This window comes from Streptomyces sp. CB02414, assembly GCF_001905385.1.
Lineage (GTDB): Bacteria > Actinomycetota > Actinomycetes > Streptomycetales > Streptomycetaceae > Streptomyces.
In genome coordinates this window covers 165,739-178,425 of sequence record NZ_LIPF01000005.1, presented here as the reverse complement: position 1 = coordinate 178,425, position 12,687 = coordinate 165,739, and the positions used below count along the sequence as shown (strand labels likewise).

General features: G+C 72.2%; 13 protein-coding genes. 6 read left to right on the top strand and 7 right to left on the bottom strand.

Annotated features, from left to right (window positions below):
* Positions 1–18: 18 nt before the first annotated feature.
* The gene (locus tag AMK11_RS17905; RefSeq protein WP_073728290.1) at positions 19–1,182 is read left to right on the top strand and encodes a Gfo/Idh/MocA family protein; all 1,164 of its coding nucleotides are present in this window, start codon (positions 19–21) and stop codon (positions 1,180–1,182) included.
* Here the strand turns inward: AMK11_RS17905 and AMK11_RS17900 are convergent.
* On the bottom strand, positions 1,160–1,801 hold the full coding sequence (locus tag AMK11_RS17900) for a TMEM175 family protein (protein WP_198941394.1): 642 nt from the start codon (positions 1,799–1,801) through the stop codon (positions 1,160–1,162). The two genes, AMK11_RS17905 and AMK11_RS17900, sit on opposite strands and share 23 nt — an antisense overlap.
* A 63-nt stretch (positions 1,802–1,864) precedes the next feature.
* Positions 1,865–2,899, bottom strand: a complete 1,035-nt coding sequence (locus AMK11_RS17895; RefSeq protein WP_073728288.1) for a LacI family DNA-binding transcriptional regulator — start codon at positions 2,897–2,899, stop codon at positions 1,865–1,867.
* 129 nt (positions 2,900–3,028) lie between these two features.
* On the opposite strand from AMK11_RS17895, the gene AMK11_RS17890 reads away from it, so the two are divergent.
* Genes AMK11_RS17890 through AMK11_RS17880 form a run of 3 tightly spaced genes read left to right on the top strand, consistent with a single transcriptional unit; the run spans position 3,029 to position 6,029 of the window.
* Entirely contained in the window at positions 3,029–4,201 is a 1,173-nt protein-coding gene (locus tag AMK11_RS17890) for a phytanoyl-CoA dioxygenase family protein (RefSeq protein ID WP_073728286.1), read from the top strand.
* Positions 4,198–4,974, top strand: a complete 777-nt coding sequence (locus AMK11_RS17885; protein ID WP_073728284.1) for an SDR family oxidoreductase — start codon at positions 4,198–4,200, stop codon at positions 4,972–4,974. The genes AMK11_RS17890 and AMK11_RS17885 overlap by 4 nt, the downstream gene beginning before the upstream one ends.
* 50 nt (positions 4,975–5,024) lie before the next feature.
* Positions 5,025–6,029, top strand: a complete 1,005-nt coding sequence (locus AMK11_RS17880) for a Gfo/Idh/MocA family protein (protein WP_073728282.1) — start codon at positions 5,025–5,027, stop codon at positions 6,027–6,029.
* Positions 6,030–6,059: 30 nt separating this feature from the next.
* Here the strand turns inward: AMK11_RS17880 and AMK11_RS17875 are convergent, their stop codons facing one another.
* The 5 genes from AMK11_RS17875 to AMK11_RS17855 form a co-directional block, all read right to left on the bottom strand.
* A complete protein-coding gene (locus tag AMK11_RS17875; protein ID WP_073728280.1) occupies positions 6,060–6,473 on the bottom strand; it encodes a VOC family protein in 414 nt (137 codons plus the stop codon).
* Between the two features lie 116 nt (positions 6,474–6,589).
* The gene (locus AMK11_RS17870) at positions 6,590–7,492 is read right to left on the bottom strand and encodes a sugar phosphate isomerase/epimerase family protein (RefSeq protein WP_073728278.1); all 903 of its coding nucleotides are present in this window, start codon (positions 7,490–7,492) and stop codon (positions 6,590–6,592) included.
* A 1-nt stretch (position 7,493) separates the two neighbouring features.
* Positions 7,494–8,453 carry an ATP-binding cassette domain-containing protein gene (locus tag AMK11_RS17865; protein ID WP_073728276.1) on the bottom strand — a complete coding sequence of 320 codons (960 nt, stop codon included), beginning with the start codon at positions 8,451–8,453 and terminating at the stop codon, positions 7,494–7,496.
* Between the two features lie 5 nt (positions 8,454–8,458).
* Positions 8,459–9,535 (bottom strand): ABC transporter permease, encoded by a 1,077-nt coding sequence (locus AMK11_RS17860; RefSeq protein WP_073728274.1) that lies wholly within the window; start codon positions 9,533–9,535, stop codon positions 8,459–8,461.
* Positions 9,535–10,557, bottom strand: a complete 1,023-nt coding sequence (locus AMK11_RS17855) for a sugar ABC transporter substrate-binding protein (protein ID WP_073728272.1) — start codon at positions 10,555–10,557, stop codon at positions 9,535–9,537. Before AMK11_RS17855 ends, AMK11_RS17860 begins: the two co-directional genes overlap by 1 nt.
* Before the next feature lie 239 nt (positions 10,558–10,796).
* Between AMK11_RS17855 and iolC the strand changes: the two genes are divergently transcribed.
* Positions 10,797–11,759 carry a 5-dehydro-2-deoxygluconokinase gene (gene iolC / locus AMK11_RS17850; protein ID WP_073728270.1) on the top strand — a complete coding sequence of 321 codons (963 nt, stop codon included), beginning with the start codon at positions 10,797–10,799 and terminating at the stop codon, positions 11,757–11,759.
* A gap of 13 nt (positions 11,760–11,772) precedes the next feature.
* Positions 11,773–12,660, top strand: a complete 888-nt coding sequence (locus AMK11_RS17845; protein ID WP_073728268.1) for a Cgl0159 family (beta/alpha)8-fold protein — start codon at positions 11,773–11,775, stop codon at positions 12,658–12,660.
* Positions 12,661–12,687: the final 27 nt, after the last annotated feature.

Sequence of the window (12,687 nt, the reverse complement as noted above, 5' to 3'; positions counted from 1 at the left end):
GTCCGAAGAGGGGCTCTCATGGTGGACGCACTCGGTGTCGCCGTCGTCGGTTTCGGCTGGATGGGCCGGGTGCACACCCAGGCGTACGCGCGGGTGCGCCACCACTATCCGCGGCTCGCCCTCCGTCCCGAGCTGGTGACGGTCGCCGAGGAGGTGCCGGGACGGGCCGAGGAGGCCGCCGCGCAGTTCGGCTTCGCCTCGACGGCCCGCGACTGGCGCGAGGTGGCCGTGGACCCGCGGGTCCACGCGGTCAGCATCACCGCGCCGAACTTCCTGCACCGGGAGATCGCCGTCGCGATGGCCGAGGCGGGCAAGCACATCTGGATCGAGAAGCCGGTCGGCCTGTCCCTCGACGACGCACGGGCCGTCGCCGACGCGGTCGCCAAGGCGGGTGTGCAGGGCGCGGTCGGCTTCAACTACCGCAACGCGCCCGCCGTGGAGGCCGCCCGCGACCTGATCGCCGCCGGGGAGATCGGCACCGTCACCCATGTCCGCATCCGGCTCTTCAGCGACTACGCCGCCCATCCCGAGGGGGCGCTGACGTGGCGTTACGAGCGCGAGCGCGGCGGCAGCGGAGTGCTCGGCGACCTGGCCTCGCACGGCGCGGACCTGGCCCGGTTCCTGCTCGGCGACATCGCGTCGCTGACCGCCGACACGGCCGTCTTCCTGCCCGAGCGGGCCCGTCCGACCGCGGCCACCGCCGGTCACGCGCGGGCCACGGGAGGCGAGTCGGGGCCGGTCGAGAACGAGGACTACGTCAGCTGCCTGCTGCGCTTCGCCTCCGGCGCCCGCGGCGTGCTGGAGGCCTGCCGGGTCTCGGTCGGCGAGCAGAACAACTACGGGTTCGAGGTGCACGGCACCACGGGCGCGGTGTTCTGGGACTTCCGCCGGATGAACGAGCTGGGCGTCAGCCGCGGCACGGAGTACCAGGACCAGCCGGTCAGCACGGTCCACGTCGGCCCGGCGCACGGCGAGTTCGCGGCCTTCCAGCCGGGGGCCGCGAACGCCATGGGCTACGACGACCTCAAGGTGGTGGAGGCCCACCGTTTCCTGCGCTCGATCGCGGAGGCCACCCCGTACGGGGCCACCCTGCCGGACGCGGTGCACAGCGCGGCCGTACTGGACGCGATGGCCCGGTCGGCGGAGCGCGGTACCTGGGTCAGTCCCGAGCTTCCCGGGTGAGGGCGTCGCGGCGGGCCCGCATCGCCCACCGGCCCAGCAGGCCCTGGACCGGGACCAGCACGAGCCAGCTCCACATGGCCGCGGGACCGACCGCCAGGGCGAGCGGAATGCTCAGCGCGAAGACCACCGTCGTCGCCGCGATGTCCAGGCCGAAGAGCCGGAACCCCTCCTCGGGGGCCGCGTCGCCGCGCAGCCAGGGCCGGGTGGCGAGCACGGCGAGCAGGGCGAGGTGGGAGGCGCCCAGGGCGGCGATCGCCGCCGCGTAGACGGCGACGGAGACCGGCTCGTCCCCGTACTCGGAGAGGAGCTTGGTGGGGAAGGGGACGAGTGCCGCGACGCCCAGACCGAGCAGGGACAGGGTGATCACCTGGCCGTCGACCCGCTCGACGAAGCCGAAGATCCGGCGGTGGTCGCGCCAGAAGAGTCCGAGCACCAGCAGACTGAGCACGTACGCGCCCAGGTTGGGGGCGAGGTCGCGCAGTGCGGCGTGGTAGGCCTCGGAGTCCAGGTCGCGGGGCACGGAGAAGTCGAGGACGAGCAGGGTGATGGCGATCGCGAAGACGCCGTCGGCGAGCGCCACCACCCGCTCGGGACCCCCGGCCGGAGTCGATTTCCACATGCGACCGACGGTACGAGCGGCGGCTCGGACGGCCGCGTCACACGCCCGGTGCGGCGGCGCGCGTCACACGGTCGCGGTGTCGGGCGGCATGTTGTGCGGGGTGACGACCTGGATCGCCGACGGCCGCGCCGGGCCGGCGGGCGGCAGGGCGCCGTGGGCCCGCATCACGTGGCGGCATGCCTCGCGCAGGTCCTGGCGCAGGTCGTGGTGGAGGACGACGGACAGGCGTCGCTCGCGCAGCAGACGGGTGTTGTCCTGGTCGAGGTCGTGGGCGACGAACACGTCGCAGGTGCGGCCGAGGTCCTCGAAGGCGCGCACGGTGGCGATGTTGCCGCCGCCGATCGAGTAGACCGCCCGGATCTCCGGGTCGCGTTCCAGCGCGGCCCGCACCAGGTCGTACTGGGTGGCGTCCAGGCCCTGCCCTTCGGCGATCTCGACGAGGGCCCGCCCGGGGTGGCGGGCCCGCATCACGCCCCGGAAGCCCATCTCCCGCTCCTCCTCGTTGCGGAAGAAGCCGCTGCTGAGGCTGGTGAGGACGTTGCCGGGGCGGTCGCCGAGCCACTGGCCCATGAGGTAGGCGGCGGTCGCGCCGGCCGCCCGGTCGTCGATGCCGACGTAGGCCACCCGGGGGCCGGCGGGCAGGTCCGTCGCCAGGGTGACGACGGGGATGCCCGCGGCGGTCAGCCGGCTCACGGCGGCGTTCACCTCGGGGACGTCCGGGGCCTTGAGGATCACCCCCTGGGAGCCGCGCCGGGCGATCCGGTCCAGGGTGGCGGTCAGCTCCCCGGCCGGGTCCGTCTCGCGGAAGTGGAAGCGGCAGCGCACCACCGCCGGGTGCAGGGCGGGCAGTTCGGCCTCCAGTGCGGCCCGCACGGCGGTGGAGAAACGCTCCGGGGCCTGCATCACGATGTCGCACATGAACGTGCGGCCGACCAGCCGGACCTGGGTGCGCTGGCGGTCCAGGTCGGCGATGGCCCGGCGCACCTCGTACGCGGTGCTCTCACGCACGCCGCCGCGCCCGTTGAGCACCCGGTCGACGGTGGCCTCGCTCAGGCCCGCCTGCCGGGCTATCTCCCGGATCGGGAAGGGGTGTCCCATGACCGGCTCCTCGGCTTCGTCCCGCGGCGTGCTCTGAGGGGTTTTTGATGGCCGCCCGCTGGTTGTTCGACGCGTTTGTCAGGACAAGAATGACAGCACCGCGTCGCCCCTGTCAGCGAAAGGACGACGATGTCCGCAGCGCCCGTCCCCGCACCCCGCTCCCATCTGTCCGAACGCGACTGCGACCTCGGCGCCTTCCGCGCGCTCGTCGAGCAGCCGACCGACCCGGCCGCGTACCCGCGGGCCGCCGCCGTGGAGCGGAACGTCCCCGTGTACGACGCCGGCGGCCTGCGCGACGACCCGGACACGGCGGCCGAACTGGTCCACGCCCTCGCCGACGGTCCCGGCATCGTCGTCCTCGAGGGCGCCTTCCCGGACCCCGCGGTCGTCGACCGGGCCACCGCCGTGTTCGACGCGCTGATCGACGGGCAGCGCGCCTCGGGCGCCACCGTCGGCGACCACTTCGCCGCGCCGGGAGCCAACGACCGGGTGTGGAACGCGCTGGAGAAGGCAGCCCTGCACGACCCCGAGGCCTTCGCCGACTACTACGCCAACGACGCCCTGGCCCTGGTGTCCCGGGCCTGGCTCGGTCCCGGCTACCAGGTCACCTCGCAGATCAACGTGGTCAATCCGGGCGGCGCCGCCCAGTCGGCGCACCGCGACTACCACCTCGGCTTCCTGTCGGCCGAGGCCGCGGCGGCCTACCCTGCGCACGTGCACCGCCTCTCCCCCGTGCTGACGCTCCAGGGCGCGGTCGCCCACCGCGACATGCCCGTGGAGTCGGGGCCGACGATGTACCTGCCGCACTCCCAGAAGTACGAACCGGGCTATCTGGCCTGGCGGCTCCCCGGCTTCCGGGCCTACTTCGAGGCGCACCACGTGCAACTGCCCCTCGCCAAGGGCGACGCGGTCTTCTTCAACCCGGCCCTGTTCCACGCGGCGGGCACCAACCGCTCGTCCGGCATCCGCCGCATGGCCAACCTGCTGCAGGTCTCCTCCGCGTTCGGCCGCGCGATGGAGACCGTCGACCGGGAGGCCGTCGCGAACGCCGTCTTCCCGGTGCTGCTGAAGCGCAAGGCCGAGGGCGCGGGCGAGCGGTGGCTGGCGAACGTGGTCGCCGCGAGCGCCGAGGGCTACCCGTTCCCCACCGACCTGGACAGCGACCCGCCGGTCGACGGCCTTGCCCCGCCCTCCCAGGCCGACGTCGTACGGCGGGCGTTGCGTGAGGAGTGGGCACCGGACGTGCTCCGTGCCGAGCTGCGGGCCGGTGCCGCACGCCGGGAGAGCCGGGGGACGCGGTGAGCCTCCTCGACGGGAAGGTCGTGCTGGTCAACGGCGGCAGCCAGGGCCTCGGTGCCGCGGTCGCGCGGGCCGCCGTCCAGGAAGGGGCGGTCGTGGCCGTCACGGGGCGGCGCCCGGAGCCCGGCGAGGCCCTGGTGGCCGAGCTGACGGCGGCGGGCGGCGAGGCGGTGTTCGTACGGGCCGACCTGTCGGACGCCGGGCAGGCCAAGGCCTCCGTGGGCCGGGTGGTGGAGGCGTACGGCCGGGTCGACTGCCTGGTCAACTCGGCGGGGCTGACGTCCCGGGGGACGCTGCTGGACACCACGCCCGAGCTGTTCGACCAGCACATCGCGGTCAACCTCAGGGCGCCGTTCTTCGCGATGCAGGCGGCCGTCGCGGACATGGTGGGCCGGGGCGCGCCCGGCACCGTCGTCAACATCATCACGTCGTCGGCGCACGGCGGGCAGCCCTTCCTGGCGCCGTACGTCGCCGCGAAGGCCGGTCTGATGGGTCTCACCCGGAATGCCGCGCACGCGCACCGCTTCGACCGGGTGCGGATCAACGGCCTGAACATCGGCTGGACGGCCACCGCGGGCGAGGACGCCACCCAGCGGGCCTTCCACGGCGCCGGGGACGACTGGCGCGAGCGGGCCGCCGCGCGGTTGCCGATGGGCAGGCTCGGGCAGCCGGACGAGATTGCCGACTTCGTGGTCCTGCTGCTGTCGGACCGGTCCGGCGTGGTCACGGGCTCGGTGATCGACTGGGACCAGAACGTCCTGGGCGGACTGGACTGAGTAGTACGCGTGCCCGGCACGGCAATCACGCACAAGGAGCAACGAGAAGCATGCGCATCGCAATCCTCGGCCTCGGCCGCATCGGCGCCTTCCACGCCGAGACCCTCTCCTCCCTGGACGCCGTCGACTCGCTCGTCGTCGCCGACCCGTTCGCGGACGCCGCGAAGGCGGCCGCCGAGCGGTTCGGTGCCGAGATCGCGGACTCCCCCGAGGCGGTGCTGGCCGCCGGGGTGGACGGTGTGGTGGTCGCGGCGGCGACCGACGCCCATCCGGACCTGATCCTGGCCGCCGTCGAGGCCGGCGTGCCCGTCTTCTGCGAGAAGCCCGTCGCCCGCACCATGACGGAGGGCGTCGAGGTGCTCAAGGCGGTCGCGGGCCGTGACGTGCCGGTGCAGATCGGCTACAACCGCCGCTTCGACGCCGCCTTCGTCGCGGCGCGGGCGGCCGTGCGGGCGGGTGAGCTGGGCAAGCTGCACACTGTGCGGTCGACCACGCTGGACCCGGCGCCGCCGCCGGCCGCGTACATCGCCGCCTCCGGCGGCATCTTCCGCGACTGCGCGGTGCACGACTTCGACGTCATCCGCTGGGTGACGGGCCGCGAGGTGAGCGAGGTGTACGCCGTCGGCGGCAACCGGGGTGCCGACTTCATCCGGGAGGCGGGCGACGCGGACACCACCGGTGCGGTCCTCACGCTGGACGACGGCACGATCGCCGTGGTCTCCAACAGCCGTCACAACGCGCGCGGTTACGACGTCCGCATGGAGATCCACGGCTTCGCCGACTCCATCGCCGTCGGCCTGGAGGACAAGCTGCCGCTGCGCTCGGTCGAGCCCGGCACGGCCTTCCCGGCCGGTGTGCCGCACGACTTCTTCATGGACCGCTTCGCCGCCGCCTACCGCGCCGAGCTGACCGCGTTCACCGAGGTCGTCGCGGGCGTCCGCCCCTCCCCCTGCACGATCGAGGACGCGCTGGAGGCGGGCTGGATCGCCGAGGCGTGCACCCTGTCGCTGCGGGAGCACCGCCCCGTGACGGTGGCGGAGGTCAGGCGGGGCTGAGGCCGGTCAGGACGGGCCGGCGGGGTGCGGTCAGCCCGCCGGCTCGCTGATGTTCACCATCCAGGGGACGCCGAACCGGTCCGTGCACATGCCGAAGACGTCCCCCCACATCTGCTTCTCCAGCGGCACGGCGACGGAGCCGCCGGCGGACAGCTTGTCCCAGTAGCCGCGCAGCTCGGCCTCGTCGTCGCCGCTGAGGCTCACCGAGAAGTTGGTGCCCGGCGTGTAGTCCATGCCGGGCGGGGTGTCCGAGGCCATCAGGGTGAAGCCGCCCGGGGTCTCCAGCATGGCGTGCATGATCTTGTCGGTGTAGGCGCTGTCGGGCATGCCGGACTCGCCGAAGGTGTTCAGCGACAGGGTGCCGCCGAACACCTGCTCGTAGAACTCCATCGCCTGTCGGGCGTCGCCGTCGAAGCTCAGGTACGGATTGAGACGCGAGGTCATGACTGCCTCCCGGAACGGGACGAAGGGTCAGTGCTCCGCACGCTAGCGCGCGCCACTGACAACGGCCCGCCGAGCGGCGCGCCGGCGGGACCCGTGTCCCGCCGGCGCGACCGGGGTCAGGCGCCGCAGGAGCGCAGGAACTTCCGGGTGCGGACCGCGATGGGCAGGGGTTTGTCCGGCTCGCACGGGTACATGTCCTGTTCGACGATGGCGAACAGGTCGACGCCGAGTCCCTGGGCCGCGGTGAGCACGGGTTCCAGCTCGGGCACTCCGGCGGGCGGCTCGCACATCACCCCGCGCTGCACGGCCGGCCCGAAGGGGACGCCGTTCGCGCGCACGTCGGCGAGGATCTCCGGGTCGACCTGCTTGAGGTGGAGGTAGCCGATGCGCTCGCCGTAGGTCTCGATCAGCTTGACGCTGTCGCCGCCGCAGTAGGCGTAGTGGCCGGTGTCCAGGCAGAGGCTCACCAGGTCGGAGTCGGTGGCGTCGAGGAAGCGCTCCACGTGCTCCTCGGTGTCGATGTGGGTGTCGGCGTGCGGGTGGACGACGATGTCCAGGCCGTAGCGCTCCCTCACCTCGTGGCCGAGGCGCTCCATGCCCTTGGTCAGGTGGGACCACTGCTCGCCGGTCAGCTCCGGCGGCTCCAGGATCTCGGCGGTCTTGTCGTCGCGCCAGAAGGACGGGATGACGACGAGGTGCTTCGCGTCCATGGCCTGCGTGAGGGCGGCGACGCGGCTGACCTGTTCCCAGGTGCCGTCCCATTCGGAGGGGCCGCGGTGCAGGCCGCAGAAGATGGTGCCGGCGGAGACCTTGAGGCCGCGCCGGGTCACCTCGTCGGTGAGGCGGGCGGGGTCGGTGGGGAGGTAGCCGTACGGGCCGAGCTCGATCCACTCGTAGCCGGCGTCGGTGACCTCGTCCAGGAAGCGTTCCCAGGGGACCTGCCGCGGGTCGTCGGGGAACCAGACGCCCCAGGAGTCGGGGGCCGAGCCGACGCGGATGCGGTCCAGGGCGGTGGGCATGTCAGGCCTTCCCTTCGGCGGTGTCGGGCACGGTGGTCTCGGACGCGGTGGGGTCACCGGCCGGGGCCGGGTCGCCGGCCGCGGGGGCCTCCGGCTCCTCGGGGAGCGCCGCCACGTCCACGCCGCCGGCCTGGGCCAGTTCGTGCTTGAGGGCGGCCAGTTCGGCGCCGCCCGCCATGTGGTTGGTGAGTTCCTCGAGGGTGATGTCGGCGCGGGCGGCGCTCAGTTCGAGGGTGCCCAGGCGCAGCACGCTGAAGTGGTCGCCGACCAGGTAGGCGTGGTGGGGGTTGTGGGTGATGAAGATGACGCCGAGTCCGCGTTCACGGGCGGCGGCGATGTACTTGAGGACGACGCCGGACTGCTTGACGCCGAGGGCGGCGGTGGGCTCGTCGAGGATGAGGACGCGGGCGCCGAAGTAGACGGCGCGGGCGATGGCCACGCACTGGCGCTGGCCGCCGGAGAGGGTGCCGATGGGCTGTTCCAGGTCGTCCAGGACGATGCCCATGTTGCGCAGTTCCTCGTCGGCGGTCCGCTTCATGCGGGCGATGTCGAGACGGCGGACGGGCCAGGGGCCCTTGGTCATCTCGGAGCCGAGGAAGAAGTTCCGCCACACCGGCATCAGCGGGATGGTCGCGAGGTCCTGGTAGACGGTGGCGATGCCCCGGGCGAGGGCGTCGCGCGGTGTGCTGAAGCGCACCGGTTCGCCGTCGACGAGGAACTCGCCCTCGGTGTGCTGGTGCAGCCCGGAGATGATCTTGATGAGGGTGGACTTGCCGGCGCCGTTGTCGCCGAGGACGCAGGTCACCCGTCCGGGGTGGACGGCGAGGCCGACGCCGTGCAGGGCGCGGATGTTGCCGTAGGCCTTGCCGGCGCCGCGCAGTTCGACGATCGGCCGGCCGTCCCGCTCGGGTGCGGGGTCGGCGAGGACGGCGCCGTGGGTGCCGGGGGTCTTGCTGGTCATCGCGGTCACCTCCGGGTCGCCGCGCGGCGGACGTACAGGTTGATGAGGACGGCTCCGAGCAGCATCACGCCGAGGAAGGCCTTGAACCAGTCGGGGTTCCAGCCGGCGTAGACGATGCCCTGGTTCACCATGCCGAACATGAAGGCGCCGAAGACGGGGCCGATGGCGGAGCCGTAGCCGCCGGTGAGCAGGCAGCCGCCGATGACGGCCGCGGCGATGTAGATGAGCTCCTGGCCGACGCCCTCGCCGGACTGCACGGTGTTGAAGGAGAAGAGCTGGTGCATGCCGACGAACCAGGCGCCGAAGCCGACCAGCATGAACAGGGTGATCTTGGTGAAGGTGACGGGGACGCCGACCGCGCGGGCGGACTCCTTGCTGCCGCCGACGGCGAAGATCCAGTTGCCGTACTTGGTGCGCAGCAGCACCCAGGTCGCGAGCGCCGCGAAGGCCAGCCACCACACGACGGTGATCTTCACCTGGACGCCGCCGACGTCGAAGGAGGAGGCGAAAAGGGCCTTGGCCTGGTCGAAGCCGTCCATGTCGCTGATGTCGTCGGTGGCGACGTTGCCGGTGACCAGCTTGGTGACCGCGAGGTTCACGCCCTGGAGGATCAGGAAGGTGCCGAGCGTCACCAGGAAGCTCGGCAGGCCGGTCTTCACCAGCACCCAGCCGTTGAAGGCGCCGACCGCGAGGGAGACCACGAGGGCGACGATCACGCCCATCCAGACGTTCATGGTCAGCTGGTAGCTGAGCATGCTCGCGGTGAGCGCGGAGGTGACGACGGCGACACCGGCGGACAGGTCGAACTCGCCGCCGATCATCAGCAGCGCCACCGGCAGCGCCATGATGCCGATGGTGGACGACTGGTACAGCACCGTCGCCATGGAGCCGCCCTCGCGGACCGTGGGCGCGGCGATCAGGAAGAAGACGAACACGGCGACGGCGCCGAGGAAGACCCCGACCTCGGGCCGGGCGAGCAGGCGCAGCGTCATGGAACGCTGCCTGGTCCGCCCGTCGGTCTCCTTCGGGCCGGGGGCCGGCGGTGTGTCCACCGCCGGCTCAGCCTGTTGGGTCATGCTCATCACCGGGTGCCCTTCGCGGCGAACTCGGCGACGGCCTTGACGTTGGACTTGTCGACGAAGGCCGGGCCGGTCAGCACCGGCTGCTCACCGCCGCCGCTGTAGTTGCCGTTGTTCTTGTACAGCCACAGGCCGTCGACGGCGAGGTAGCCCTGGAGGTAGGGCTGCTGGTCGACGGCGAACTCGATGTCGCCCTTCTCGATGGCGCCGGTCAGCTCCTTGTTGAGGTCGAAGGTGGCGACCTTCGCCTTGCTGCCGGTCTCGTCCACCGACTGCACGGCGACCATGGCGAACGGGGCGCCGAGGGTGACGACGTGGTCGATGTCGCCGTCCTCCTGCAGTTTGGCGGTGACCGTCGCCTTGACCGAGGGCTTGTCGGCGCCGTTGACGTAGAGGTTCTCCACCGAGCCCTCGAAGGTCTTCTTCAGGCCGTCGCAGCGCTGGGTCAGGCCGACGTTGCCCTGTTCGTGGATGACGCAGAGGGCCTTCTCGGAACCCACCTCGTTCAGCTTCTTGCCGAACGCCTCGCCCGCCACGCTCTCGTCCTGGCCGAAGAACGACATCAGGCCGAGCTCCTTCCAGTCCGCCAGACCGGAGTTGAGCCCGACGACGGGTATCCCCGCCTTCTCCGCCTTGCCGAGGACGCCGCGCAGGGCGTCCGGCTTGGCGAGGGTGACGGCGATGCCGTCGACCTTCTGGTCGATCGCGTTCTGCACCAGGTTGGCCTGGTTGCCCGCGTTCGGGTCGGCGGAGTAGACGAGCTTGATGTTGTCCTTGGCGGCTGCGGCCTCCGCGCCCTTGCGGACGATGTCCCAGAACGTGTCGCCGGGCGCCTGGTGGGTGACCAGGGCGACGGTCATGCGCGGGGTGTTCGCCTTGCCCGCGGAGGCGCCCGAGTCCCCCTCCTCGTCGGCCTTCTTCCCTCCGGAGCCGCTGGAGCAGCCGGCGAGGGTCAGGGCCGCGGCGGCGGCGAGGGCCACGGCGGGGGCGAATCTGCGGGAGCGGGCGTGCGAAGAGCGGTCCATCTTTCCTGCACCTCACTGTGCGACTGTGCGACGGGGAAGCCGTGTGCCAGACCAGAGAAGAACGGCTGTTGCTGCGCTGGGTCCGGATACAAGTCCTTGAGACGCCCGCTGTCAATACTTTGTCAAGACATCATTTCACTCACAGGTCCGAATGTAAGTACAAAGTATTGACATGGTCGTCCGGGAGCCATACACCTGGGAGGCGGCAGGCCCCCCGCCCAGCCCGAGGAGCGTCGCACATGGCCGAGTCAGTCCCGCGTTTCGATCTGATCACGATGGGCCGCATCGGGGTCGATCTCTATCCCTTGCAGACGGGCGTACCCCTGGCGGAGGTTGAGACCTTCGGGAAGTTTCTCGGCGGTTCGGCCGCCAACGTGGCGGTCGCCGCCGCCCGGCTCGGCCGTGCCACGGCCGTCATCACCCGCACGGGCGAGGACCCGTTCGGCGGCTTCCTGCACCGGGCGTTGAAGGAGTTCGGCGTGGACGACCGCTGGGTCACCCCGGTCGCCGCGTACCCGACCCCCGTCACGTTCTGCGAGATCTTCCCCCCGGACGACTTCCCGCTGTACTTCTACCGCCGCCCGAAGGCCCCCGACCTGGAGATCCACCCCGAGGAGCTGGACCTCGACGCCGTCCGCGCCGCCTCCGTCTTCTGGATCACCGGCACCGGGCTGAGCGAGGAGCCGAGCCGCACGGCGACCCTCGCCGCCCTCGCCCACCGCGCGAAGTCCGGCACCACGGTCTTCGACCTGGACTGGCGCCCGATGTTCTGGACCGACCCCGACCAGGCCCGCCCGTACTACGCCGAGGCGCTGCGGCACGCGACCGTCGCGGTCGGCAACGTCGACGAGTGCGAGATCGCCACGGGCGTACGCGAACCGCGCGCCTGCGCCGAGGCGCTGCTGGCCGCCGGCGTCGAGCTGGCCGTGGTCAAGCAGGGCCCGGAGGGCGTCCTCGCCGTGCACCGCGACGGCCGCAGCGCCGAGGTGCCCCCGGTGCCCGTCGAGGTGGTCAATGGCCTCGGCGCGGGCGACGCGTTCGGCGGCTCGCTCTGCCACGGTCTGCTCTCCGGCTGGGACCTGGAGCGGACCATGCGGTACGCCAACGCGGCCGGCGCCCTCGTCGCCTCCCGTCTCGCCTGTTCCTCCGCGATGCCCACCGGGGCGGAGGTCGACGACCTCCTCGCGCGAGCCACTCCCTGAACGGAGCAACGCCTTGTCCCTCAGCATCCCCGACCTCACCACGGTCAGAGCCCGCCACCCGGAGGCGATCGCCGAGGCGGCGGCCCGCCGGGTACGCCGTCCGCTGATCGGCGGCTCCGGACGCCTGATGATCGTGGCCGCCGACCACCCGGCGCGCGGCGCGCTCGGTGTCGGCGACCGCGGGCTCGCCATGGCCAACCGGGCCGACCTGCTGGAACGCCTGTGCACGGCGTTGTCCCGGCCCGGCGTCGACGGGGTGCTCGCCACCGCCGACGTGCTGGAGGACCTGCTGCTGCTCGGGGTGCTGGACGACAAGGTCGTCATGGGTTCCATGAACCGCGGCGGCCTCGCGGGGGCCGCCTTCGAGATGGACGACCGCTTCACCGGCCACCGCGCGGAGGACATCGCCCGGCTCCGCTTCGACGCGGGCAAGCTGCTGCTGCGCATCGACTACGACGACCCCGGCTCGCTGGCCACCATGGAGGCGACCGCCCGCGCGGTGGACGCGATGGCCGCGCGGGAACTGCCCGTCTTCGTCGAGCCGTTCATCTCCCGCCGCGTCGGGGGCCGGGTCCGCAACGACCTGTCCGCCCAGGCCGTCACCCGGTCCATCGCCATCGCCTCGGGGCTGGGCGGCACGTCGGCCTACACCTGGCTGAAACTGCCCGTCACCCACGACCCGGACGACATGGGCGAGGTCCTGGAGACCTCCACGCTGCCCGCCGTCCTGCTCGGCGGCGACATAGGCGGCTCCCCGGCGGATCAGGCCGCCGCCTACGAACGCTGGCGCAAGGCGCTGCGGCTGCCCACCGTGCAGGGCATGGTCGTCGGCCGCTCGCTGCTCTACCCGGCCGAGGGCAGTGTGGAACAGGCGGTGGACACGGCGGTCGGACTGCTGTGACCGAAGCGGACACGACGAGACACGACG